This is a genomic window from Variovorax sp. UMC13 (assembly GCF_014170375.1).
GTDB lineage: Bacteria > Pseudomonadota > Gammaproteobacteria > Burkholderiales > Burkholderiaceae_C > Variovorax.
The window spans coordinates 34,897-58,475 of sequence record NZ_LZZW01000026.1; the positions used below are offsets into that span (position 1 = coordinate 34,897).

Annotated in this window: 25 protein-coding genes; 7 read left to right on the forward strand and 18 right to left on the reverse strand. The window is 69.8% G+C overall.

Annotation, left to right across the window (positions count from 1 at the left end):
• Window positions 1–17 precede the first annotated feature (17 nt).
• Genes A9977_RS21965 through A9977_RS21985 form a run of 5 tightly spaced genes read right to left on the reverse strand, consistent with a single transcriptional unit; the run spans window position 18 to window position 4,370 of the window.
• Window positions 18–1,025 carry a TRAP transporter substrate-binding protein gene (locus A9977_RS21965; protein WP_183027016.1) on the reverse strand — a complete coding sequence of 336 codons (1,008 nt, stop codon included), beginning with the start codon at window positions 1,023–1,025 and terminating at the stop codon, window positions 18–20.
• 21 nt (window positions 1,026–1,046) lie between these two features.
• Entirely contained in the window at window positions 1,047–2,327 is a 1,281-nt protein-coding gene (locus A9977_RS21970; RefSeq protein ID WP_183027017.1) for a TRAP transporter large permease, read from the reverse strand.
• Window positions 2,324–2,884 (reverse strand): TRAP transporter small permease, encoded by a 561-nt coding sequence (locus tag A9977_RS21975; RefSeq protein WP_183027018.1) that lies wholly within the window; start codon window positions 2,882–2,884, stop codon window positions 2,324–2,326. Before A9977_RS21975 ends, A9977_RS21970 begins: the two co-directional genes overlap by 4 nt.
• Window positions 2,881–3,345: a type II 3-dehydroquinate dehydratase gene (locus tag A9977_RS21980; RefSeq protein ID WP_183027019.1), complete on the reverse strand. Its 465-nt coding sequence runs from the start codon at window positions 3,343–3,345 to the stop codon at window positions 2,881–2,883. Before A9977_RS21980 ends, A9977_RS21975 begins: the two co-directional genes overlap by 4 nt.
• Before the next feature lie 23 nt (window positions 3,346–3,368).
• The gene (locus A9977_RS21985; protein WP_310936179.1) at window positions 3,369–4,370 is read right to left on the reverse strand and encodes a TRAP transporter substrate-binding protein; all 1,002 of its coding nucleotides are present in this window, start codon (window positions 4,368–4,370) and stop codon (window positions 3,369–3,371) included.
• 172 nt (window positions 4,371–4,542) lie between these two features.
• Here A9977_RS21985 and A9977_RS21990 point away from each other — a divergent pair, with 172 nt between their 5' ends.
• The gene (locus tag A9977_RS21990; protein ID WP_183027021.1) at window positions 4,543–5,325 is read left to right on the forward strand and encodes an IclR family transcriptional regulator; all 783 of its coding nucleotides are present in this window, start codon (window positions 4,543–4,545) and stop codon (window positions 5,323–5,325) included.
• Window positions 5,326–5,340: 15 nt separating this feature from the next.
• Here A9977_RS21990 and yghU read toward each other — a convergent pair whose 3' ends face one another.
• Window positions 5,341–6,204 carry a glutathione-dependent disulfide-bond oxidoreductase gene (gene yghU / locus A9977_RS21995; protein WP_183027022.1) on the reverse strand — a complete coding sequence of 288 codons (864 nt, stop codon included), beginning with the start codon at window positions 6,202–6,204 and terminating at the stop codon, window positions 5,341–5,343.
• Between the two features lie 176 nt (window positions 6,205–6,380).
• Between yghU and A9977_RS22000 the strand changes: the two genes are divergently transcribed.
• Window positions 6,381–7,427: an aliphatic amidase gene (locus tag A9977_RS22000; RefSeq protein ID WP_183027023.1), complete on the forward strand. Its 1,047-nt coding sequence runs from the start codon at window positions 6,381–6,383 to the stop codon at window positions 7,425–7,427.
• A gap of 9 nt (window positions 7,428–7,436) precedes the next feature.
• Here the strand turns inward: A9977_RS22000 and A9977_RS22005 are convergent, their stop codons facing one another.
• From A9977_RS22005 to A9977_RS22015, 3 genes are read right to left on the reverse strand one after another with little or no spacing between them, the layout of a single operon-like run.
• Window positions 7,437–8,330 carry a bile acid:sodium symporter family protein gene (locus A9977_RS22005; RefSeq protein ID WP_183027024.1) on the reverse strand — a complete coding sequence of 298 codons (894 nt, stop codon included), beginning with the start codon at window positions 8,328–8,330 and terminating at the stop codon, window positions 7,437–7,439.
• A 7-nt stretch (window positions 8,331–8,337) separates the two neighbouring features.
• The gene (locus A9977_RS22010; RefSeq protein WP_183027025.1) at window positions 8,338–9,105 is read right to left on the reverse strand and encodes a class II aldolase/adducin family protein; all 768 of its coding nucleotides are present in this window, start codon (window positions 9,103–9,105) and stop codon (window positions 8,338–8,340) included.
• Between the two features lie 21 nt (window positions 9,106–9,126).
• Complete coding sequence (locus A9977_RS22015; protein WP_183027026.1) at window positions 9,127–9,723, reverse strand: HD domain-containing protein; 597 nt, start codon at window positions 9,721–9,723, stop codon at window positions 9,127–9,129.
• A gap of 127 nt (window positions 9,724–9,850) precedes the next feature.
• Between A9977_RS22015 and A9977_RS22020 the strand changes: the two genes are divergently transcribed.
• The 5 genes from A9977_RS22020 to A9977_RS22040 all read left to right on the forward strand — a co-directional run bounded on the left by A9977_RS22020 (window position 9,851) and on the right by A9977_RS22040 (window position 15,391).
• Window positions 9,851–10,567, forward strand: coding sequence for a Crp/Fnr family transcriptional regulator (locus tag A9977_RS22020; protein ID WP_183027027.1), 717 nt, complete (start codon window positions 9,851–9,853; stop codon window positions 10,565–10,567).
• 171 nt (window positions 10,568–10,738) lie between these two features.
• Entirely contained in the window at window positions 10,739–12,106 is a 1,368-nt protein-coding gene (locus tag A9977_RS22025) for an aspartate aminotransferase family protein (protein ID WP_183027028.1), read from the forward strand.
• A gap of 16 nt (window positions 12,107–12,122) precedes the next feature.
• Window positions 12,123–13,181, forward strand: coding sequence for a GNAT family N-acetyltransferase (locus tag A9977_RS22030; RefSeq protein WP_183027029.1), 1,059 nt, complete (start codon window positions 12,123–12,125; stop codon window positions 13,179–13,181).
• On the forward strand, window positions 13,178–14,068 hold the full coding sequence (locus A9977_RS22035) for a hypothetical protein (protein WP_405054700.1): 891 nt from the start codon (window positions 13,178–13,180) through the stop codon (window positions 14,066–14,068). Before A9977_RS22030 ends, A9977_RS22035 begins: the two co-directional genes overlap by 4 nt.
• A gap of 69 nt (window positions 14,069–14,137) precedes the next feature.
• Window positions 14,138–15,391 carry a cyclopropane-fatty-acyl-phospholipid synthase family protein gene (locus tag A9977_RS22040; RefSeq protein ID WP_183027031.1) on the forward strand — a complete coding sequence of 418 codons (1,254 nt, stop codon included), beginning with the start codon at window positions 14,138–14,140 and terminating at the stop codon, window positions 15,389–15,391.
• Here the strand turns inward: A9977_RS22040 and A9977_RS22045 are convergent.
• The 9 genes from A9977_RS22045 to A9977_RS22085 form a co-directional block, all read right to left on the reverse strand.
• Window positions 15,381–16,613: a DegT/DnrJ/EryC1/StrS family aminotransferase gene (locus tag A9977_RS22045; protein WP_183027032.1), complete on the reverse strand. Its 1,233-nt coding sequence runs from the start codon at window positions 16,611–16,613 to the stop codon at window positions 15,381–15,383. The two genes, A9977_RS22040 and A9977_RS22045, sit on opposite strands and share 11 nt — an antisense overlap.
• Window positions 16,606–17,055 (reverse strand): EamA family transporter, encoded by a 450-nt coding sequence (locus A9977_RS22050; protein ID WP_310936180.1) that lies wholly within the window; start codon window positions 17,053–17,055, stop codon window positions 16,606–16,608. Before A9977_RS22050 ends, A9977_RS22045 begins: the two co-directional genes overlap by 8 nt.
• Before the next feature lies 1 nt (window position 17,056).
• Entirely contained in the window at window positions 17,057–17,431 is a 375-nt protein-coding gene (locus tag A9977_RS22055; protein ID WP_183027033.1) for an EamA family transporter, read from the reverse strand.
• Window positions 17,428–18,336, reverse strand: coding sequence for a carboxylesterase (locus A9977_RS22060; protein ID WP_183027034.1), 909 nt, complete (start codon window positions 18,334–18,336; stop codon window positions 17,428–17,430). Before A9977_RS22060 ends, A9977_RS22055 begins: the two co-directional genes overlap by 4 nt.
• A gap of 69 nt (window positions 18,337–18,405) precedes the next feature.
• Entirely contained in the window at window positions 18,406–19,131 is a 726-nt protein-coding gene (locus A9977_RS22065; RefSeq protein WP_183027035.1) for an MtnX-like HAD-IB family phosphatase, read from the reverse strand.
• Window positions 19,124–20,050 (reverse strand): efflux RND transporter periplasmic adaptor subunit, encoded by a 927-nt coding sequence (locus tag A9977_RS22070; protein ID WP_183027036.1) that lies wholly within the window; start codon window positions 20,048–20,050, stop codon window positions 19,124–19,126. Before A9977_RS22070 ends, A9977_RS22065 begins: the two co-directional genes overlap by 8 nt.
• Window positions 20,047–20,799 carry an ABC transporter ATP-binding protein gene (locus A9977_RS22075; protein ID WP_183027037.1) on the reverse strand — a complete coding sequence of 251 codons (753 nt, stop codon included), beginning with the start codon at window positions 20,797–20,799 and terminating at the stop codon, window positions 20,047–20,049. The genes A9977_RS22070 and A9977_RS22075 overlap by 4 nt, the downstream gene beginning before the upstream one ends.
• Entirely contained in the window at window positions 20,796–21,929 is a 1,134-nt protein-coding gene (locus tag A9977_RS22080) for an ABC transporter permease (RefSeq protein WP_183027038.1), read from the reverse strand. The genes A9977_RS22075 and A9977_RS22080 overlap by 4 nt, the downstream gene beginning before the upstream one ends.
• Complete coding sequence (locus tag A9977_RS22085) at window positions 21,926–23,374, reverse strand: efflux transporter outer membrane subunit (protein WP_183027039.1); 1,449 nt, start codon at window positions 23,372–23,374, stop codon at window positions 21,926–21,928. Before A9977_RS22085 ends, A9977_RS22080 begins: the two co-directional genes overlap by 4 nt.
• Between the last annotated feature and the right edge of the window lie 205 nt (window positions 23,375–23,579).

Sequence of the window (23,579 nt, forward strand, 5' to 3'; positions counted from 1 at the left end):
CGGGCGCCCGGGGGCCGCTACTTGCGCGCCCGGGCGATCTCGGCGTTCAGTTCCTTGACCGTCTCGGCGCCGACCGCGGCCGCGTACTTCTCGACCACCGGCTTCACCTTCTCGCGCAGCTTCGCCATCTCGGCCGGCGGCAGTTCCGACACCACCATGCCGGCGGCCTTGAGCGCTTCGAGCGCCTTGTCGGCTTCGCCCCTGGACACGCCGCGCTGGAACTGCGTCGCTTCGCGCGCCGCGTCCTCGATGATCCTGCGTTCCTCCGCGCTCATGCCGTCCCAGGTCTTGCGGCCGATGAGCAGCGCCTGCGGGTTGTAGATGTGGCGCGTCTGGGTGATGTACTTCTGCACCTCGGCGAACTTCGAGGCCAGGATGGTGGTGTTGGGGTTCTCCTGGCCGTCGACCGCCTTCTGGTCCAGCGCGGCGTAGAGTTCCGGGAAGGGCAGCGGCGTGGCGTTCGCGCCAAGCGTGCTGAACAGGTCGATGTACAGCGGCGACTGGATCACGCGGATCTTGAGCCCGGCGATGTCCTCGGCCTTTGCGATGGGGCGCTTGCTGTTGGTCAGGTTGCGGAAGCCCAGGTCCCAGTAGCCCAGCCCGTGCAGGCTCTTCTCTTCCAGCCGGGCGAGCAGCTTCCTGCCGAAGGCGCCGTCGGTGACGGCGTCGGCTTCCTGCGCGTTGGCGAACAGGAAGGGCAGGTCGTAGGCCGCGAACTCCTTGACCTGCGCGCTCAGGATGCCGGCGTTCAGCACCGTCATCTCGACCGTGCCGCCCTGCAGCGCGGAGACCGTCTGCAGGTCGCCGCCCAGCGCGCCGCCGGGGAAGAGCTTGATCGTGATCTTCCTGCCGGATTTCTCCGCCACCAGGTCGGCGAACTTCTGCGCCCCCTGCGCCTGCGGGTGGCCGGCCTGGTTCTGGAACGCGAACTTGAGCGTGCGCTCCTTGACCTGCGCCTGGGCGCCGAGCATGGCGAGCGCAGCGAGGGCCGCGACGGTGAGCTGTCGAACGAGGGATGCGGTCATGAGGTCTCCTTCTTTTGTGTGTCAACCATGGAACAGCTTGGCCGGCCAGGTCACGAGCCAGGGGAAGAGCACCATCACGAACATGATCGCGAACTCGGCGATCATGAAAGGCACGACGCCCTTGGTCACGTCGTCCATCGAGATCCGCCCGACGCCCGCCACCACGTTGAGCACCGTGCCCACCGGCGGTGTCACCAGCCCGATCGAGTTGTTGATGATGAACATCACGCCGAAGTAGACCGGGTCGATCTCCGCCGCGCGCACCACCGGCATCAGCACCGGCGTGAGGATCAGGATGGTCGGCGTCATGTCCATCGCGGTGCCGACCACCATCACCAGCACCATGATCGCGGCCATCAGCAGGATCTTGTTGCCCATGAAAGGCTCGAGCAGGCCGATCACCTTGGACGGCAGGTCGGCCACGGTGATGAGCCAGGCGCTCACCATCGCCGCGGCGATCAGGAACATCACGATCGCGCTGGTCTTGGCGGCCGCGACGAAGATGCCGTAGAGGTCGGCCCAGCTGATCTCGCGGTAGATCACGGTCGACACGAAGAGCGCATACACCGCCGCCACCACCGCGGCCTCGGTCGGCGTGAAGACGCCCATGCGCAGGCCCACGAGGATGATGACCGGCAGCATCAGCGCCCACAGCGCCTTGCGGAAGGCAGTGGCGATCTCGGCCGCCGACTTGCGCGGCGGCGGCACGATCTTCTCGCGCCGCACCAGGTAGGCCCAGGTGAGCCACAGCGCCGCGCCGATGAGGATGCCCGGCACGATGGCGGCCAGGAACAGCTTCGAGATCGAGACGTTGGCGGCCACGCCGAAGATCACCAGCCCGATGCTGGGCGGGATCACCGGACCGATCACGCCCGTGGCCGCGATCAGCCCGCCGGCGCGCGCCTTGTCGTGGCCGGCCTTGACCATCATCGGCAGCAGCAGGGCGGTGAGCGCTGCCGCATCGGCCACCGCCGAACCCGACAGGGCCGAGAGCAGGCAGCCCGCCATGATGGTCACGTAGCCCAGGCCGCCCTTGACATGGCCGACCAGCGCGAGCGCGAAGTCGACGATGCGCTTGGACAGGCCGCCGACGTTCATGATCTCGCCGGCCAGCATGAAGAAGGGCACGGCGAGCAGCGGGAAGCTGTCGGCGCCGCCGATCACGTTCTGCGCCAGGATCTGCGCATCGAAGAGGTCCAGGTGCCACATCAGCGCGACGCCGCTGGCCAGCAGCGAGAACGCGATCGGGATGCCGGCCGCCATGGCCAGCAGCAGCGAGCCGACGAAGACGGCGATGGTCATGTCCGGCTCCCGGGCTCGCGCGCCGCGCCGAGGATCTGCTGCAGCTGCACCGCCTCTTCGGACTCCTGCACCATGACCAAATGCTCGTCGGCGATCTTTCCGGTCAACAACCGGTACAGGTCGAGCGCGAGGATGAAGGCCGCGCAGACCGAGAACACGATGCCCGAGGCATAGACGATCGCCATCGAGGCGCCGGTGGTGGGCGCGCTCACGTCCCAGTTGATGCGCGCCTGCGCGAGGCTGCCTTCGAACAGCAGCCAGACGATGTAGAGCATCACCGCATGGCTCAGCGCCAGGCAGGCCTTCTTGCCGGCCGGCGGCAGCTTCTGCACCACCATGTCGACGCCCAGGTGGCCGTGCTCCTTGAGCGCGACGACCGCGCCCAGGAAGGTCATCCAGATGAAGAGCCAGCGCGACACTTCCTCCGACACCGTGATGCCGGAGTTGAAGCCGTAGCGCAGCACCACGTTGCCGAACACCAGCACCACCATCACCGCGAGCATGAAGGCGATGAGCGCCTCGATGCCGCGGCAGATGCCGTCGAGCCAGCGGTTCATGGCCGGCTCGCGCCGTGCTCGGGCGCGCTCTCGCGCAGGCTCTCGACCAGCGCGCGCAGCGCCGCGAGATAGGAGTGCGGACCGAAGCCCTGCACCGTGGCCTTAACGGCCGGCGAGATGATCGAGTGCGCGCGCCAGGCCTCGCGGGCCGCGATGTTCGACATGTGCACCTCGATCACCGGGAAAGGCATGGCCTTGATCGCGTCGTGCAGCGGCACGCCGTGCTGCGTCAGCCCGGCGGGGTTGACCAGGGCGCCCTGGGCGCTGTCGATGTGCTCGTGCAGGAAGTCGATCAGCGTGCCTTCGTGGTTCGACTGCACGGTGGCCAGCTCGACCTGCAGCTCGGCGGCCAGCGCCTCGAGGCGGGCGTTGATTTCGGGCAGCGTGGTCCTGCCGTAGATGTGGGGTTCGCGGCGGCCGAAGAGGTTGAGGTTCGGGCCGTGGAGGACGAGGATGCGCATGGTGGTGTTCGCCTGGGCCCGCATCACTTGCGGATGCGCGCGAGTTCGTCGTTGTAGAGCTTCACGATCGCGGGGTCGTAGCTGGCCGAGAACTTGTCGATGACCGGCTTGGCGATCTGGCGCATGCGCGCCTGCTCGGCGGGCGCCACCTCGTTGAACTGCATGCCCTTGGCCTGCAGGTCGCCGACCGAGCGCTGCGCCGCGGCGCGGCTCACCTGGCGCTGGTAGCCGCGCGCCTCGTTGGCGGCGTCGTTCATCATCTTCTGTTCGGCGGGCGTGAGCGAATCCCAGAACTTCTTGCTGACCAGCACGATGTTCGCGGCATACACGTGGTTGGTCGCGCTCAGGAACTTCTGCACCTCGAAGAACTTGTTCGACAGGATCACGGCGAAGGGGTTCTCCTGGCCGTCGACCGCCTTGGCTTCCAGCGCGCCGTACAGCTCGGCGAAGGGCATCGGCACCGGGTTGGCCTTGAAGGCCTTGAAGGTCTCGAGGAACACCGGGTTCGGGATCACGCGCAGCTTGAGCCCGTCGAAATCCTCGGCCCTGGTGATCGGGCGCTTGCTGTTGGTCACGTTGCGAAAGCCCAGGTCCCAGTAGCCCAGCGCCACCAGGCCCTTCTCGGGCAGCTTGGCGATCAGCGCCTGGCCCAGCGGCCCGTCGAGCAGGGCGTCGGCCTGCGCGAAGCTGCCGACGGCGAAGGGGAAGTCCACCAGCCCGAATTCCTTCACGATGCCCGCCAGCGAGGTGGTGGCCGGTGCCGACATCTGCTGCACGCCGCCCTGCAGGGCCGATTGCTGCTGCATCTCGTTGCCCAGCTGCGAGGCCGGGAACTCCTGCACCTTGAGCTTGCCGCCGCTCTTGGCGGCCAGCAGCTCGGCGAAGCGCTTGACGCCGAAGCTCACCGGATGGTCGGCGTTGTTGAGGTGGCCGAAGCGGATGACGCGCTCCTGCTGGGCGGCGGCGGGCAGGGCGAGGAGCAGGCACAGGCCGGCGGCGGCCAGGATACGGGCGGTGGGCTTCACGGGGATCTCCATCAAAAGGCGAACAGGACGTGACGACCCGCAGGGCGCCGACCGATGGATGCTATTTAAAAAGTGGAAATCATTTCCATAGTGGAAACCCTTTGGCGAAATTTGGTAGATTCCGGGAGTCGCGGGCACCCGGCCCTTCTCTCACCGACCACCCGAACCGCCCATGAGCAGCATCCTCGAACGCAGCTTCAACGTCCTGGAGCACCTGGCGAAGCATCCCGAAGGCAAGCCGCTGTCGGCCCTGGCCTCCGAGCTGGACATGCCGCTGAGCGCCACGCACCGCCTGCTCGCGGAGCTGGTGCGCTGCGGCTACGTGCGGCAGGACCAGAGCCACGGCGACTACATGCTGACCATCAAGCTGGTCTCGCTGGGGCTCGGCTTCCTCAGCACCAGCGGCATCGTGGACATCGCGCAGCCGCTGCTGGACCGGCTGGCGGCGGAGTCCGGCGAGCTCGTGCGGCTCGCGGTCGTCGACGGCGACGAGCTCACCTTCGTCGCGAAGGCGCAGGGCGCGATGCGCGGGCTGCGCTACGACCCGGACATGGGCCTGTCGGTCAACCTGTCCTGCAGTTCGGCCGGCCACGCCTGGCTGTCGACGCTGAGCGACGAAGAGGCGCTGGCCCTGGTCTCGAAGCAGGGCTTCGGCAAGCCGGAGGATTTCGGACCGAAGGCGCCCACCACCGTGAAGGCCCTGCTCGGCTTCCTGAAGGCCGCACGGCAGCGCGGCTTCAGCATGATCGTCGAGGTGTTCGCACCGGCCATGACCGCGATGGCCGCGCCCATCCGCAGCGGCAACGGTGCCGTGATCGGCGTGGTGACCATCGCCGGGCCGCTGGTGCGCCTGAGCGAGGCGCGCATGCTCGAACTCGGGCCGGCCCTGCTGCGCACCACCCACGAACTCGCGCTGGCGAGCGGGGCGTCGGCCCTGTTCAAGCGCCGGGCCTGAGCCGGCGCGCGGCGCTCAGGCCTGCGGCGGCGGGGCGTCGAAATCGCTGGCCGCGTGCCGCTCGGGCAGCTGGCTGGCCGCATCGCCCCAGGTGCGGTTGACGCGCCGGCCGCGCTGCACCGCGGGCCGTGCGGCGATGGCCTCGGTCCAGCGCTGCACATGGGTGTACGCCTGCACCTGCAGGAACTCGCCCGCCTCGTAGAGCAGGCCCTTGGCGAGCGCGCCGTACCAGGACCACACCGCGATGTCGGCGATGGTGTAGTCCTCGCCCGCCAGATAGGGCGATTCGGCCAGGCGCCGGTCGAGCACGTCGAGCTGGCGCTTGACCTCCATCGCGAAGCGGTCGATCGCGTATTCGATCTTCGTCGGCGCGTAGGCGTAGAAATGGCCGAAGCCGCCGCCGAGGTAGGGCGCGCTGCCCATCTGCCAGAACAGCCAAGACAGGCATTCGGCCCGCTTCGCGGACTCGGTCGGCAGCAAGGCACCGCCGAACTTCTCGGCCAGGTAGACCAGGATCGCGCCCGACTCGAACACGCGGACCGGCGCCGGTCCGCTGCGGTCCAGCAGCGCCGGGATCTTCGAATTGGGATTGACGCCGACGAAGCCGCTGCCGAACTGGTCGCCTTCGCCGATCCTGATGAGCCAGGCGTCGTACTCCGCGCCCGCATGCCCGAGCGCGAGCAGTTCTTCCAGCATCACCGTGACCTTGACGCCGTTGGGCGTGGCCAGCGAGTAGAGCTGCAGGGGATGCCGGCCGACGGGCAGTTCCTTGTCGTGCGTCGGCCCGGCGATCGGGCGGTTGATGTTGGCGAACTTGCCGCCGCTGGCCTTGTCCCAGGTCCAGACTTTGGGCGGACTGTATTCGGATGGATCGGTCACGTGTGGATGCTCCGTGTGCGCAGGCGGTTGCGCAAAGAAATTGACGAACCGCCCGAGCTTAGGACAGGCCCCAAGTCCCTGCAGCGCTACGTCAATCGACGTATTCAAGCCGGCGGGACCGCTTCGCAGAATCGGCGCATCGCAGCAGCACCCGATCCATCCACAGGAGCCACGCCATGATCCACGGCGACATTTCCAGCAGCAAGGACACCGTCGGTGTCGCGGTCGTCAACTACAGGATGCCGCGCCTCCATACCAGGGCCGAAGTGCTCGACAACTGCCGCGCCATCGCCAGGATGGTGGTGGGCATGAAGTCCGGGCTGCCCGGAATGGACCTGGTGATCTTCCCGGAATACAGCACGCACGGGATCATGTACGACCGCGCGGAGATGTTCGAGAACGCGGCCACCGTGCCCGGCGCCGAGACCGAGATCTTCGCCGCGGCCTGCCGCGAGGCCAAGGTGTGGGGCGTGTTCTCGCTGACCGGCGAGCGCCATGAAGAGCACCCGCACAAGGCGCCGTACAACACGCTGATCCTGATGAACGACCAGGGCGAGATCGTCCAGAAGTACCGCAAGATCATGCCGTGGGTGCCGATCGAGGGCTGGTACCCGGGCGACCGCACCTACGTGAGCGAGGGCCCCAAGGGGCTGAAGATCAGCCTCATCATCTGCGACGACGGCAACTATCCCGAGATCTGGCGCGACTGCGCGATGAAGGGGGCCGAGCTCATCGTGCGTTGCCAGGGCTACATGTACCCGGCCAAGGAGCAGCAGATCCTGATGTCGAAAGCCATGGCCTTCGCCAACAACAGCTACGTCGCGGTGGCCAATGCGGCCGGCTTCGACGGCGTGTACTCGTACTTCGGCCACTCGGCGCTGATCGGCTTCGACGGCCGCACGCTGGGCGAATGCGGCGAGGAGGAGATGGGCGTGCAGTACGCCGCGCTGAGCAAGTCGCTGATCCGTGATTTCCGCCGGCACGGCCAGTCGGAGAACCACCTCTTCAAGCTGCTGCACCGCGGCTACACCGGGCTGATCAACTCGCACGAGGGCGACCAGGGCGTAGCCGATTGCCCCTATGCGTTCTATGCGGAGTGGATTGCCGACCCGCAGGGCGCGCGCGAGAAGGTCGAGTCCTTCACCCGCCGCACGGTCGGTACGGCCGAGGCGCCCATCGAGGGCATCCCGAACGAGGAGACGGTCTCGCCGCTGTACCGCTGAAACGGCGGCTCAGTTCGGCGCGACCGCCGCCGGGGCCGTTCGCGCCGCGCGTGCGCCGCGCCGCAGCAGCAGACCGAACAGCGGCGCCGTCAGGTACATCACGACCGAGTAGATCGCGGCCGGCAGCGCGAGCTGGTAGCTGCCCAGCACGCTGAGCGCGACGAAGATCGCGAGCGTCGAGTTGTGGATGCCGATCTCGTAGCTGATGGCGGTGGCCAGCGGCCGGTCGAGCCCGGCCGCGCGGCTCAGGCCGTAGCCCGCACCCAGGCTCAGCAGGTTGAACAGCAGCACGGCCGGGCCGATCTGGGCAAAGGCGACCGAGATCGAACTCCATTCCTTGGCGATGGCCAGCACCGCGACCACTGCCAGCACCCCGGCGCTGAACACCTTGAACGGCTTCTCCATGCGGGCCGCGAAAGCGGGCCGGCGCGAGGCGACCGCCATCCCGATCAGCACCGGCACCAGCACGATCGCGACCACCTCCAGCAGCTTGCCGGTCTGCATGGGTACCAGCTGGCCGCTCTGGATGAAGTGCGCGATGGCCCAGTTGGCGATCAGCGGCAGCGTGAAGATCGACAGCACCGTGTTGGCCGCGGTGAGCGAGATGTTCATCGCCACGTTGCCGCCGAACAGGTGCGAGAACAGGTTGGCCGAAATGCCGCCCGGCGAGGCGGCCAGCAGCATCAGGCCGACCGCGAACACCGGCGGCATGCCGAAGGCGAGCACGATGGCGTAGCAGGCCAGCGGCAGGCCCACCACCTGCAGCAGCAGCGCGATGGCCACCGCCTTGGGGTGCTGCGCGAGCCACCGGAAATCGGCCAGCGACAGCGACAGGCCCAGGCCGAACATGACCAGCGCCAGCGCGCCGAACAGCGCGCGGGTGATGACGACGGTGCCGTCCATGCGGCGCTCAGTTCCGGTAGCCGGGGTCGATGCGGTCGAGCTTGCGGATCAGCGAGGGCCAGACGAAGGCGCCGCCGAGCCCGCCGGTCTGCACCTTCATCGCGTGGCCCACGCCCTCGACGATGCGCGGGTCGACCTGGGTGAGCTCGCCACCGCCCGATTGCGCGGCGATCTGGATCTGGCAGGTGTTCTCGAAGGTGTACATCGAGAGGAAGGCATCGGCCACGCTCTTGCCGATGGTCAGCAGGCCGTGGTTGCGCAGCATCAGGAAATTGGCTTCGCCCAGGTTGGCCTGCAGCCGCGCCTTCTCGTCGTCGCGGATCGCCACGCCCTCGTAGCCGTGGTAGGCCAGCGAGGCCAGCACGAAGGTCGACTGCTGGCTGATCGGCAGCACGCCGTTCTTCTGCGCGCTGACCGCGATGCCGGCGCGGGTGTGGGTGTGCAGCACGCACTGCGCGTCCTCGCGCACCGCGTGCACCGCGCTGTGGATCACGAAGCCGGCCGGGTTGACCGGATAGGGCGACTCGATCACCTTGTTGCACTGCTGGTCGACCTTGACCAGGCTGGAGGCCGTGATCTCGTCGAACATCAGGCCGTAGGGGTTGATCAGGAAGTGGTGCTCGGGGCCGGGCACGCGCGCGCTGATGTGGGTGAAGACCAGGTCGCTCCAGCCGTACAGCGCGACCAGGCGGTAGCAGGCGGCGAGGTCGACGCGCAGCTGCCATTCCTCGGCGGACACGAGCTGCTGGATTTCGGAGGGGGTGGTGGCGTTCATGGTGGGTTCCTACGTGCGGGTTCAGGCGATGGCGTCGGCGGGCTTCTGCAGCACCGACTTGTAGATGCTCTGGCGCGGCTGCGCCATCAGGCGTTGCAGCATGGGCATGAATTCCTCGATCGGCAGCGTTTCGCCCTGCGGGTCGAAGGCGGGGTTGTCGTAGAGCTCGCAGAACTCGGCCGTGCGCTCGTAGTGCGGGCTCTGCCGGTAGCGCTCGCGCAGGTCGCGGTCCATGCCCAGGTGGTGGAAGAAGTAGTGGCCCTGGAAGATGCCGTGGTGCTGCACCATCCAGTGGTTGGCCTCGCTCACGAAGGGCTGCAGGATCGCGGCCGCGATGTCCGGGTGGTTGAAGGTGCCCAGCGTGTCGCCGATGTCGTGCAGCAGCGCGCACACCACGTACTCCTCGTCGCGGCCGTCGCGCAGCGCGCGGGTGGCGGTCTGCAGCGAGTGGGTGTAGCGGTCGACCGGGAAGCCGCCGTAGTCGCCCTGCAGGATCTGCAGGTGCCGCACCACGCGCTGCGGCAGGCTGCCCGCGAACTGCATGAATTCGCCGCCGATGGTCTGCCAGTCTTCGCGCGTGCTGTCCTGCATGCGGACGAAGGTCGCTCGTTGATTCATTCGTATGTCTCCTTGGGGCCGTGGGGGCCGAGGCTCACTTTAGGCAGGCGGGTGCCATTCAACTGTCAAATGGAGAACAATTGACCCTCTCGTTTACCCCCGGGCGGCACCCCACCGCCCCGCCACCATGGCCATGCGCGCCCCGACCCACGTGACCGCCGCCCACCGCGACGCGATGGAGGCCAACCCCTGGTTCGCCGCGCTGCCGCGCGCGCAGCGCGACGCCCTGCTGTCCGTGGCCGAGGTGCACCACCTGGCGCGCGGCGCCATGCTCTACCGGCAGGGCGACGGCGGCGACGGCCTCTCGGGCGGCTTCTACGGGCTGGCCAGCGGCTTCATCAAGGTCTCGACCCTGCGCCAGGACGGCCGCGAGGCGATCCTCGCGCTGCTCGAACCCGGCAACTGGTTCGGCGAGATCGCGCTGATCGACGGCTCGCTGCGCTCCCACGACGCCACGGCGCTGGCCGACGCCGAGGTGCTGGTGGTGCCGCGCGCCGCCTTCGATCGCCAGATGCGCGAGCTGGCCTTCGCCCAGGCGATGGCCTTGCTGCTGGCCCACCGCGTGCGCGGCCTCTACGACCTGATGGAGAACGCCACGCTGCGCGACCTGCGCTCGCGCGTGGCGCGTCGGCTGCTGGCGCTGGCCCGGGGCGATGTGACCCAGTCGCCGCAGATGCGCCGGGAGATCGCGCTGCCGCAGGAGGCGATCGCGATGATGCTGGGCGTGACCCGCCAGACGCTGTCGAAGGAGCTGCACGCGCTGGCCGGGCAGGGCGTGCTCACGGTGGGCTACGGGCGCATCGAGATCGAGTCCTTCGACGCGCTGCAGGCGGCGGCCGGCTGAGCCTCTCCACAAGCCGCACACAAACGCGCAACAGTCCTTCAAGGTTGCCCGCGCAGACTCCCGTCATCCATCACCGGTGCGTCCCGCCCGGAATGGCCTGACGGCGTTCGGCGCCACGGCATGGGCCGTGACACCGCCGCCGAATGTTCCGAGTTCTGGAGTTCCTTTTCCATGAGTGCACAGCTGCTGGCTGACGAGGCGAAATATTGTTCTTTTGGCGATACCGTTCACTACGTGAACCCGCCCAAGATCTTCTCCGGCTGCGATGGCAGCTACATGTACGACGCCGAGGGCACGCCCTACCTCGACCTGCAGATGTGGTACTCGGCCGTGAACTTCGGCTACAAGAACAAGCGCCTCGAAGACGTGATGAAGCGCCAGCTCGAGACGCTGCCGCAGGTGGCCAGCCAGTACCTGCACCCGACCAAGATCGAACTGGCGAAGTGGATCGCGCAGGACGCCGAGAAGAAGTGGGGCCGCGCCGGCCGCGTGCACTTCAACGTCGGCGGCGCGCAGGCCATCGAGGACTCGCTCAAGGTGGTGCGCAACGCCAGCAACGGCAAGAGCCTGATGTTCGCCTTCGAGGGCGGCTACCACGGCCGCACGCTGGGCGCCTCGAGCATCACCTCCAGCTACCGCTACCGCCGCCGCTTCGGCCACTTCGGTGACCGCGCGCAGTTCATCCCCTTCCCGTACCCCTTCCGCCGCCCCAAGGGCATGACGGCCGAGGAGTACTCGGATTCGATCGTGCGCGAGTTCGCGCGCAAGTTCGAGAACGAGTACCACGCGGTCTGGGACCCGAAGACCGGCCAGTGCGAATACGCGGCCTTCTATGTCGAACCGATCCAGGGCACGGGCGGCTACGTCGTGCCGCCGCCGAACTTCTACAAGGGCCTGAAGAAGGTGCTCGACGAGCACGGCATCCTGCTGGTGGTCGACGAGATCCAGATGGGCTTCTGGCGCACCGGCAAGCTCTGGGCGATCGAGAACTTCGGCGTGCAGCCCGACGTGCTGGTCTTCGCCAAGGCGCTGACCAACGGCCTGAACGCGCTCAGCGGCCTGTGGGCGCGCGAAGAGCTGATCAACCCGCAGGTGTTCCCGCCGGGCTCGACGCACTCCACCTTCGCCGCCAATCCGCTGGGCACGGCGCTGGGCCTGGAAGTGCTGCGCATGACGGCCGAGATCGACTACGGCAAGCAGGTCTGCGACAGCGGCGCCTACTTCCTCGAAGGCCTGAAGGAGCTGCAGAAGCGCCACAAGGAAATCGGCGACGTCGACGGCATGGGCCTGGCGCTGCGCGCCGAGATCTGCACCGAGGACGGCTTCACGCCCAACCGCGCGCTGCTCGACAAGATGGTCGACATCGGCCTGTCGGGCGACCTGGAATTCGAAGGCCGCAAGATGGGCCTGGTGCTGGACGTGGGCGGCTACTACAAGAACGTGATCACCTTCGCGCCTTCGCTCGAGATCTCGCGCGCCGAGATCGACCAGGCCATGGTGCTGCTCGACCAGCTGCTGACGCGCGCCAAGCGCAGTTGACGGGTTTCCGGCGCCTGTGCAGTTCGCCCATCAACTCGAACCCGACGCACTGATCGCGGCCTTCGCCGCGCATCCGCCCGAAGGCTTCGCGGTGGTCGAGAGCGTGCCGCAGGCGCCGGTGTTCACCGCCGCCTTCGACCTGCTGACCACCGCCGACGATGCGCTCAAGCAGCGCGCCAAGGGGCTGCCGCTGTTTCGCTTCTGGTCGCGCTGGCTGCGCATCCGGACGGTCTTCGTCGGCACCACGGTGTCGGAGTACGCGCTGGTGCCGCGCGACGCGGCGCCGGCCGCCTGGCTGATCGGCCTGCTGCAACGCTGGGGCTCGCGCTACCGCCTGCTGATCGTCAAGGACATCCCGGCCGCATCGCCGCTGCTCGACGAGGCCGAGAACCGGCAGGCCGAGGCGCTGGTGCAGGTCTGCGTGGCGGCCGGCTGCGTGCTGGTCGAAGGGCAGGCGCTGGCCTATGTGCCCATCGACTTTCCCGATATCAATGCCTACCTCGGACGGCTCTCGTCGAGCCGGCGGCAGAACCTGCGGCGCAAGCTGCGCAGCCGCGCCGGTCTGGAGATTCGCCGCCTGCCCACGGGCGGCGCGGCCTTCGAGAGCGAGGCCGCGATCGATGACTACTACCGGCTCTACGAAGCCGTCTACGCCCAGAGCGAAGTGCATTTCGACCGACTCACGCGCGCCTTCTTCGCGCGCGTGCTGCGTGACGCGTCGGCCGGCGGCATCGTGTTCGAATACCGGCAGGCCGGCGTGCTGGTCGGCTGGAACCTCTGCTTCGAGGCCGGCGGCAAGCTGGTCGACAAGTACATCGGCTTTTCCTACCCGGCGGCGCGCGAGTGCAACCTGTACTTCGTGAGCTGGATGGTCAACCTCGAATACGCGATCGAGCGCGGTCTCACGCACTACGTCGCGGGCTGGACCGATCCCGAGGTCAAGGCCCAGCTCGGCGCGCGCTTCACCTTCACCCGCCATGCGGTGTACGTGCGCAACCCGCTGCTGCGCCGGCTCGCGAAGCGCTTCGCGGGGCACTTCGAAAGCGACCGCCAATGGCACGAGGGCACGCCATGAATGCACTGCCGCCCGTGGTGCTGGACCTCGACGACTCGATCGGCCCGCTGGCCGGCGAGCTGCGCATTCCCCTGCAGGAGCGGCAGGAGGCGCTGCGCTTCGGCTGCGGCCTGGGCGTGATGCGCGGGCTGGCCGAGACGCTCGACGCGCGGCTGCCGGCCTTCGAGCGTCACGGCACGGTGTTCATGGGCAGCGGCGACTTCCACCACCTGAGCTGGCCGCTGGTGGCGCGCAGCGCGCGCGGCCGCGAGCGCGGGAGCCTGCGGGTGGTGGTGTTCGACAACCATCCCGACAACATGCGCTTCCCCTTCGGCGTGCACTGCGGCTCCTGGGTGCGGCGCGTGGCGCTGCTGCCCGAGGTCCGCCAGGTGCTGGTGGTGGGCATCACCTCGGGCGACATCGGCTGGCGCCATGCGTGGGAGAACCAGCTCAAGCCGCTGCGCGCCGGCAAGCTGCAGTACTGGAGCGTGGGCGTGGACACCGGCTGGTCGCGCTGGCTGGGCCTGGGCGCCGCCTTCCGCACCTTCGCCGACACCGAAGCCCTGAGCGAGGCGCTGGCGCGGCATCTGCGCGAGCAGCCCGCACCGACCTATCTCTCGATCGACAAGGACGTGTTCGCCCCCGAGGTCGTGCGGACCAACTGGGACCAGGGGCGGCTGCTGGAATCGCAGGCCCTGCGCATCCTCGAGGCCCTGGGCGGGCAGATCGTGGGCAGCGACGTCACCGGCGAGGTCTCGGCCTACCGCTACCGCACGGCCTGGAAGCGCTGGCTCAGCGCGCAGGACGGTCAGGACACGGCCATCGACCCGGTGCAGCTCGCGGACTGGCAGGCCGGCCAGCATGCGTTCAACCAGCGTCTGCTGGAGCACATGGCGCGCGTCGGGTAGGCTTTGCGAAGAATGCCGGCCCGGAGCCGGCGCGGTGGCATCCTCCACCCCAGACATCGGGAGGCATTCATGTTCGATCGATCGACCGCGGCCCTGTTGCGCCGGGCCTTCGGCCCGCTGGTGCGCCGAGGCCACCTGAGCGTGCGACTGCCGGACGGCCAGACGCTGGTCTTCGGCGACGGGGGCCTGCCCCGCGCCGGCGTCCGCTTCACCGAACGGCGCGCCGTCTGGGCCCTGCTGCGCGACCCCGACCTGCAGTTTGGCGAGCTGTTCATGCAGGGACGGCTGCAGGTGGAGGAGGGCACGGTCTACGACGTGCTGGAGCTGTTCCTGCGCGACGCCAAGGGCGTACCGCCCGGCCCCTTCGTGCAGCTGCTCGATCGCTGGCGCATGGCGTTGCGCCCGCTGCTGCAGCGCAACCGGCCGAACCGGTCGCGCGCCAACGTGGCCCATCACTACGACCTCGACGACCGGCTCTACCGCCTGTTCCTCGACAGCGACCGGCAGTACTCCTGCGCCTATTTCGAGACCGGCGACGAGAGCCTCGAGGCCGCGCAGCTGGCCAAGAAACGACACATCGCGGCCAAGCTGCTGGTCGAGCCCGGCCAGCGCGTGCTCGACATCGGCTGCGGCTGGGGCGGCCTGGCGCGCTACCTGGCGGAGGTGGCCGGCGCGGGCCATGTGAGCGGCGTCACGCTGTCGACCGAACAGCTCGAGGCCGCGCAGCGGCTGGGCGCCGCGTCGCCCGCGGCCGCCGCGCTCGACTACCGGCTCGAGGACTACCGCGCCACCCAGGGGCCCTTCGAGCGCATCGTCTCGGTGGGCATGTTCGAGCACGTGGGCCGGGGCAACCACGACGCCTTCTTCCGGCAGTGCCGCGAGCTGCTGACCGAGGACGGCGTGATGCTGCTGCACTTCATCGGCAACTCCGACGTGCCGGACTTCAACAACCCGTGGATCGAGAAGTACATCTTTCCCGGCGGCAGCCTGCCCTCGCTGTCGGAGTGCACGCCGGCCATCGAGCGCGCGGGCCTGGTGGTGACCGACATCGAGGTGCTGCGGCTGCACTACGCGCGCACGCTGCGGCTGTGGCGCGAACGTTTCATGGCCCGGCGCGACGAGGCGCTGGCGCTCTACGACGAGCGCTTCTGCCGCATGTGGGAGTTCTATCTTTCGATGTCGGAGACCGCCTTCCGCTACCAGGACATCGCGATCTTCCAGATCCAGCTGGCGCGCCGGCAGGAGGCCGTGCCCCTGACGCGCAACTACATCGAGGAACGCAAGGCCGCGTTGCGCGCGCGCGAGGCCGCGCTCAGCGGCTGAAGCGGGCCAGCGCCGCGCACACCTGTTCGAAGCGCGCATCGTCGAGCCAGGGGCTGTTGCTGATGGCCAGCAGGCGGCCCGCGAGCGCGCGTGCATGGGGCAGCGCCCCAGTTTCGGCGGCCGGCACCACGCGGGCATAGCGGGGGTAGTCGGGCAGGGCGTGCACGAAGGGCAGGCTCAGGCCGCAGCCCGCGCCCCAGAGCGCGCGGATGGCCGCGTCGCGCTGCGCGGTGCTCGGCATCCACACCATCAGCACCGGCCAGGTGCCGGCCGCGCCGGGCACCGAAGGGCTGTCGCCCAGCACCGGCAGGCCGGTGATGCGCGTCAGCTGTGCACGGCGCCGCAGCGCGCGCGCCGTGCCCTGGGCCAGGAAATCGGGCAGGCGTGCCAGCGCGCGCACGCCCACCGCCTGGCGCCAGCGGCCCACGCGGTGCAGCGGGATCTCCGGATCGAAATCGTCGCCCGCGGCCGCCACCCAGTCGCCGCGCTTCAGCGCCTGGCGCAGCGGGCGCCCATAGACCAGGCCCAGGCCGGCGGGCCGGTAGCACAGCGCATAGCCCAGCAGTTCGATCGAGCGGCGCAGTTCCCAGCCCCGATGCCGTGGCACGGTCTCGGCGCTGGCCTGCGCGCAGGCCTGCCGCAAGGCAGGGTCGTGCACCACCAGTGCGCCGCCCTCGAACAGCGTCAGGCCCTTGCCCACGGCCAGGCTGAAGAAGACCATGTCGCTGTGGGCGCCCACGCTCCGGTCGCCGACGCGCGCGCCCAGCGCCTGCGCCGCGTCCTCGAGCGTCCAGGCGCCGACCGCGCGCGCGCAGGCCTGGGCCGTGGCCACATCGGTGAGGCGTCCGCCCAGGTGCGTGGGCACCACCGCCAGTGTGTGCGGGCCGCAGAGCTGGCGCAGGTGCACGGGGTCCAGGTCCAGCGTGCCGGGTTGCAGGTCGCACACCCGCAGCTGCAGGCCGCAATGCGCGACCGCCAGCGCCACCAGCGGGCAGGTGTAGGCCGGCACGACCACCTCGGTGCGCGTGGGCGCCAGCCGCTTCAGCGCGGTCAGCGCCACCACCATGCAGGCCGTGCCCGAGCATTCGATCTGCACCTGCGGCACGCCGAGGAAGCGGGCGAGCGCCGATGCCAGGTCGGCGTCGGTGCCGGGCCAGGCGAGATCGCCCGCGCGCAGCGGCAGGCCCGCCGTGGGCGGTACGTCGGCCAGGCGTTCAGCCATGCGGGCCGCGCGCGGCGCCGGCCAGGATGTCCGGGGGCGTCGCGTGCAGGGTCTCGGGCGCGGCGTCCTGCTCTTCGCTGAAGGCCAAGCAGACGATGCCCGCGATGATGAACAGGCCGCCGGTGATCTGCGGCCAGCCGATGCGCTCGTCGAACAGCAGCCAGGACAGCGCCAGCACAGACACGATCTCCAGGTGCGACGCGGCGAAGGCCGGGCCGATGGGCGCGTGCTTGAGCAGCGTCATCCAGGCGAAGAAGGCGCCGATGTAGCCGATGAAGGCGCCGTAGATCCAGGGCTGGCCGAACACCCGCAGCAGCCAGTCGGCGCTGAACTCCAGCGGTAGGGCCTGGGTGCCGGCGACCTTGAAGCTGATCTGCGCCAGCGTGTCGAAGGCCATCAGCATCAGGAAGCCGATCACATAGAAACGTCGTTTGTCAGCCACTTCAGCCTCCGTGCCAGCCGACGATGGTGACGCCGATCGAAATCAGCAGGATGCCTGCGACGCGCATGCGAGAGAGCTTCTCGGCGAACAGGTAGCGGCCGGCGATCATGATCGCGACGATGTTGATCGAGCCGAGCAGCACGCCTTCGGACAGCGGCACCAGCGACAGGAAGGCCAGCCACAGCACGAACTCGGCCACATAGCAGCCCACGCCCACCCACAGCCAGGGGCGGCGCGCCATGAAGGCCCAGCGCGCGAGGCCGTCGCCCGCGCGCGGGTCGCCGGCGGCGGCCTTGAAGGCCAGCTGGCCCCCGCTGTCGACCAGCACGTTCAGCACCCAGAGCGTGAGCACCAGCGGCGTCAGTTCGCTGCTCATGTGGCCAGCGAGCCGTCGTTGGCGCCGTGGGCGTAGGTGTCGGCCGCCTGCGGCAGGGTGGCGCCGCGCGCCGCGGCGATGCGGGTGGCGAAGTCCACGGCCCGCGCGGTCACGGTGCGCCGTTCGCGGTCGATGGTGATCATGTGGTAGCTGTCCTGCAGCAGCACCATCTCGACCGGGCCCTGGACCTTGCGCTCGATCAGCCGGGCGTTGGCCAGGCTCGAGATGTCGTCGTGGGTGGCGTGCACCACCAGGCAGGGCGCGCGCACGCGGCCCAGCTGGCGCCGCACCTGGTCCGACAGCGCGCGCATCTCGATGATCGAGTACCAGGGGTTGCCGGGCAGGCCCGCGGCGGCGCTGTCGCCGGACTGCATCTGCTCGACCACGCGCTTGCGCAGCGCTTCGTCCTTGATGCCGTAGGGTGGTTGCTCCATGAACAGCCGGTCGCGGCCGATGCCCAGCGCGCGGAACGGCCGCAGCAGGAAGGACAGCCGCGTGTAGAAGGGGATGCTCCAGCCGTCGTGCCAGAACATGGTGGACAGCGCGCCCACGCCATCGACCACTTCCGGCCGTTCCTCGGCCAGCTCCAGCGCCAGCACCGCGCCCATCGACAGGCCCATCACCACCAGGCGATCGACCTGCGTGCGCAGCCGGTCGGCGCCGGCGTGCACGGTGGCGGCCCAGTCCTGCCAGCGGGTGCGCACCAGGTCCTCCTGCGTGCCGCAGTGGCCGGCCAGCTGCACGCCGTAGACCGTGAAGCCGGCGCGTTGCAGGCCCTTGCCCAGCAGTCGCATCTCGTTGGGCGTGCCGGTCAGGCCGTGCACCAGCAGGACCCCGGTGGACGCATGGGCGCCGTGACCGGGGAGGAAGAATTCGTGGGGGGTGATGCAGATGTCCGGGCTCATGGAAATACCTTCGTGCGGCGCAGGACGGGCGGGCGGGCGCGAGGCCGGCCCGGCGCCGCGCGCCTGCCGCTATGCCGTCATGCGGGCCGGCGCCGTGATGTCTTCCATCAGCGCCAGGGCCTCGCCGAAATGCGCGTAGGGCGCGTGGGCGATGTGCTGTTCCTGGCAGTACGTGATCAGGCGGGCCTTGGCCAGCACGAAGTCGGCCTTGCCCGAGACGCAGAAGTCGGAGCTGCCGTCGCCCACGAACAGCACCTTGCCGTGCACCGGGCGCTGCTCGGCCAGGCGCTCGCACTTGCAATTGCCGCTGGCGCGCACGCAGGCCGCGCTGGCGTGGGGCGACTGCAGCTGCCAGCTGCGCTCGCCGGTCTGCACCAGGTGGTTGGCCATCACCGGCAGCGTGCCCAGGCCATGGTGGCCGAGGATGCGGCGGATCGCGTAGTCGATGCCGTCGCTGACCACTTGCACCGGCATGCCGCGGCGCTGGGCCGCTTCGACGAAGGCGGCGAAATGCGGGTCGATGGGCAGCGCGTCGAGGTGGGCGTCGAGTTCGGCGGCGCTCATGTCGAGCAGCGCGACCTGGCCCTTCATGCATTCGCGCGAGCCGATCTCGCCGGCTTCCCAGGCGGCTTCCAGCGCTTCCCAGCCGGGGCGGCCGAAGCGCTGCAGCAGCGTGTCGGTGACGTCGTCGACGGCGATGGTGCCGTCGAAGTCGCATTGCACCGTCCAGCCCGGGGACGGGGCGTTGCGATGCAGGGTCGTGGCCGATGGCCGGATCTTGATGACCTTATTCATGAAAACTCACCCTCACGTTCTGACCCAGGCGCAGCACAGGCACCGGCGGGTCGAATTCCAGAAAACACTCCACCACCCGCACGTTGCGCGCGGTCGCGTCGTCGTCGAGCCGGCTGGTGCCGTAGGCCTGGCTGACGCGCAGCACGCGCGCGGGGTAGGCGGCCTGCGCGGCGGCGCCCTGCGTGTCGCCGTCGAGGCGCACGCTGGCGCGCATGCCGGGCTTGACGTTGGCGACATAGGCTTCGCTGAGCTCGGCGCGCACGGTCAGCGGCCGGTGCGGCAGCAGCACCAGCGCCGGCCGCGTGGATTGCGAGGACACGCGCGAGCCGGTCTGCACCTGCAGCCGGAGCACGCGGGCGTCGATCGGCGCGGTCAGCGTCTGGCGCTGGACCGCGCGTTCGGCCTGCGCGAGCTTCTGGCGTGCCACCGCGGCCTCGGCCTCGAGCACGGCGACCGCGGATTCGATGTCGCTGCGGGCCTGCAGCGCCTCGTCGGCGCGCTGCGGGTCGAGCGCGCCGGCCTTGGCGGCCTCGCCGGTGCGCAGCGCCAGCTGGCGGGCCGCGGGCAGACGGGCCGACTGGGCGCGCTGGCGCGCCTGGACCAGCTTCAGTTCGGCTTGGGCCATGTCCACATCGAGCCGGGCCTGGTCGGAGGCCAGCTTCAGCAGCACCTGGCCGCGCTTGACCTCGTCGCCCTCGCGCACGCCCACGCTCTCGACCACGCCGTCCTGCTGCGGCAGCAGATCGAGGAGGCCGCCCTGGACCTCGACCTTGCCGCGCGCCATGGCCACGTCGCGCGGGCCCGGGGCCGGCGCGGCGGCGGCCACGCTGGTGCTGCCGTGGTCCGAGCAGCCGGCGATGGCCAGGGCCAGGGCCAGCATCGAGGCCGGCAGGGCGTATCGGGACAGGGAGGACTTCATGCGGAGACTGCCGTGGGCACGGCGGAAAGAGGGGTGCCGGCGGACTGCCAGTCGTTGCGTATCAGGCCGTCTTCCATGGTCAGCACGCGGTCGGCGTGCCGCACCAGGCGCGGGTCATGGCTCACGCACAGCACGGTGGTGCCGTGGTTGCGGGCGATGCGGTGCAGGATGTCGATGATCTTCTGGCCGTTCTCGGCGTCGAGGGCGCTGGTGGGTTCGTCGGCGAACAGCAGCTGCGGCTCTTTCGCCAGCGCGCGGGCGATGGCGACGCGCTGCTTCTCGCCGCCCGACATCTGCGCGGGGTAGGCGCCGGCCCGGTGCGCCATGCCGACCTCGTCGAGCGCCTGCAGCGCGAGCGCGGCCGAGCGGCGCTTGTCCAGGCCCAGGTAGCCCAGCGGCAGCTGCACCTGTTCGTGGGCGGTGAGCGCCGCGAACAGGTTGAAGCCCTGGAACACGAAGCCGGTGTGCTGCAGGCGGAAATGCTCGAGCTGGCGCTTGGTCATGGTGCCCAGGTCTTCGCCCAGCGCCCAGGCCTGGCCGGCGTCGGGCGACTGCAGGCCGCTGAGCAGCGACAGCAGCGTGCTCTTGCCGCAGCCCGAAGGGCCGGAGATCAGCGTCAGTTCGCCGCCGTAGATGTCGATCGACAGGCTCTGCAGCACGTGCACGCGCACCATGCCCGAGAGAAAGGACTTGCTCACCTGGCGAGCTTCCAGGCTGGGGCTGGCGTGGGGACGGGCCGGGCTTTTCATCGCAGCAGCATGGCCGGCTCGGCCCGTTGGAGGCCGCGCACGGCGAACAGTCCGGAAATCACGGCCAGGCCCATCACCAGCACCGCGCAGCCGATGGCGACGGTCCAGTTCATGCTCACCGGCACGTCGTAGCGCGAAGCCACCCACAGCAGCAGCGCGCTGGCCACGGCACCCATCAGCAGGCCGATGCCGCCGATCCAGCAGGCCTGTTCCAGCACCACCTTGCTGAGCGCGCGCAGGCTCGCGCCCAGCGCGTTGAGCATCGCGTACTCGCGCGCCGAGGACGCCACCACCGCCATCAGCGCCTGGCTGGTCAGCACGGCGCCCACCAGGCAGACGATGGCGGCCATGAACAGCACGGCGATGCCGGCGCCGGTGTCGAAGATCCAATAGAGCCGCGAGCGCTTGGCGAAGGTCTCGGCGGTCCAGACGGTCAGCGGGCCGAAGCCGGGCGGCACGGCCGACAGCCGCGCCTGCGCGGCGGTGGCCAGGGCCGGATTGCGCAGCCGGGCCACGAAGTAGGGCGTGCCGCCGGCCGAATCGGCGGGTTGCAGCCGGCGCGCCGTGTCCTGCGAAGCCAGCACGTTGACGCCGCCCAGCGCACGCAGCCCCGTCAGGGCGGCCACCACCTGCACCCGGTGGCCGTTGATCCAGGCATGACCGCCGACCGTGGTGCCCAGCTGGTCGAGGTCGGAGCGGTCGACGATCACCGCGTTCGGTTCACGCAGCTGGGCGCGACGCGACAGCGGCAGCAGGTGCGAGAACATCATCGCGTTCTCCTGCGTGCGGATGCCCGAGACGAAGACCGGCACGCCGCCGGTGCGCGTGGTGCCGTGCCAGTCGCCCTCGACCCAGAGATAGGGCTCGACGTCGACCACGTCCGGGTCCATGCGCAGGTACATCTCCATGTCGGGGCCGATGTCGCGCCCGAAGTTGACGCTCTGCGTGCCGGGGTAGCCGGCCCAGAGGTCGGCCGAGGAGGCCGTGACGTAGATCGAGGCGCTGCCGAAGATGCCCAGCACCAGCGCGGCCTGCACCGCCAGCAGCACGCCGGAGAAGCCGACGGCGAAGACGGCGGGCGCGAAGCGCCGCCACTCGTAGACCATGGTCTTGCGCGCCAGCGCGATCATCGGCTGCGCTCCTGCCACGGCATGGCGCTGACCAGGGGCGTGGTCTCCTCGTCGGTCGGCAGCGGGGCGCCGCCCAGCGACTTGTACAGCGCAATGAAGGCCAGGGTCTGGCTGCTGTCGGCGCCGGCCTGCTCCAGCGCGACCTGCAGCGCCGCGCGCTCGGTGGCGATGCGGTCCAGCTCGCTGCCCAGGCGCAGCCGCACCAGCGTGGCCCGGGACTGCGCGCTGCGCTCCAGCGCCTGCTGCGCCTCACGCAGCCGGTCGCTGTTCTCGCGCGCCTGCTGCAGGGCACCCAGGGCCGATTCGGTATCGGCCACGCCTTCGAGCACGGTCTGGCGGTAGTTCAGCAGCGAGGCATCGAGCGCGGCCTGTTGCGCATCGGCGGCGGCGCGCCGGCGGCCCCAGTCGAACAGCGGGATGTCGATGGCGGGACCGATCGCGGGCACGTCGTCGACGGTGCTGCGCGGTCGGTGCTGCGTGAGGTTGTACGCGTACAGGAAGGAGGCGCCCAGCGTGACGCGCGGGTAGAGCGCGGCGGTGGCGCTGCCCAGGGCGGCGGCCGTCTTCAGGACTTCGGCTTCGGCGCGGCGCACGTCGGGGCGGTAGCGCAGCAGGTCGGCCGGCACCTGCTGCAGCGCGAAGGCCGGCAGGGGCGCGCGCGGCGCGGCGGCGGGCTGGGTGGTCCAGGCGCTGTCGGGTTCGGCCTGGCCGAGCAGCACAGCCAGGCTCTGGGCCGCGCGGTCGGCCGCCTGCCGGGGCTGGGTCTGCTGGGCGCGGGCCTGGGCCAGCCGGGCCATGGCCTGGTGGTGGTCGTCGGGCGCGCCGAGCTGCTGGCGGCGGCGCAGCTCGATCAGTTCCAGCGTGCGCCGGTCCAGCGCGACCACCCGGTCGAGCAGCGCCTGCTGGGTGCGCGCGGCCTGCAGGTCGGTGTAGCGGCGCACCACTTCGGCCACGGTGCTGACCCGCGCGTCCATGCTGTTGGCCGTCGCCGTGTCGATGCCGGCCTGGCCAGCTCTCTCGGCCGATTCGCGCCCGCCGAACAGGCCCAGCTCCCAGACGGCGTCCAGGCTGGCCTGGAAATAGGTGTCGGTGGCGGAGATGTCCTGCACCGATCGCGAGCTCGCCGACAGCGCGGGCTTGAACTGCGCATTGCCCTGGCCGGCCAGCAGCCGGGCCTCGCGCAGCCGGGCGCGGGCCTGGGCCATGCCCAGGTTCTGCGCCAGGGCCCGGTCGACCAGCGCGTCGAGCTGCGGGTCGCCCAGCGCCTTCCACCAGTTGTGCAGGTCGGGCGAGAGCGCCCGGTCGGCCGCCGGCGGGGCCTGGCGCCAGGCCACCGGAACGCTGTCGGGCAGCGGCGGCACCGCCACGGCGCCGCACCCGGCCAGGCCGCAGAGCAGCAGGGCCTGGCAGACACGGAGCGGGGCGGCGGGGAATGGACGGGGCAAAACGGCAGGACGTGAGAAAACCACCGTGCATTGGACCGCGGCCACTTTGCGTGGCTTTGCAGTTTGTGTGGAGAACGCGTGGAGACGAGGCCGGGAAATGGTCGTTCCCGGGCCCTGCGCACGCGGAGGCGGCGGAAGGGATAATCGCGGCTTCCTGAGCCCCAACGCGTTTGCGCCTCCGCTTCCCCGTGACCGACCCCCGACC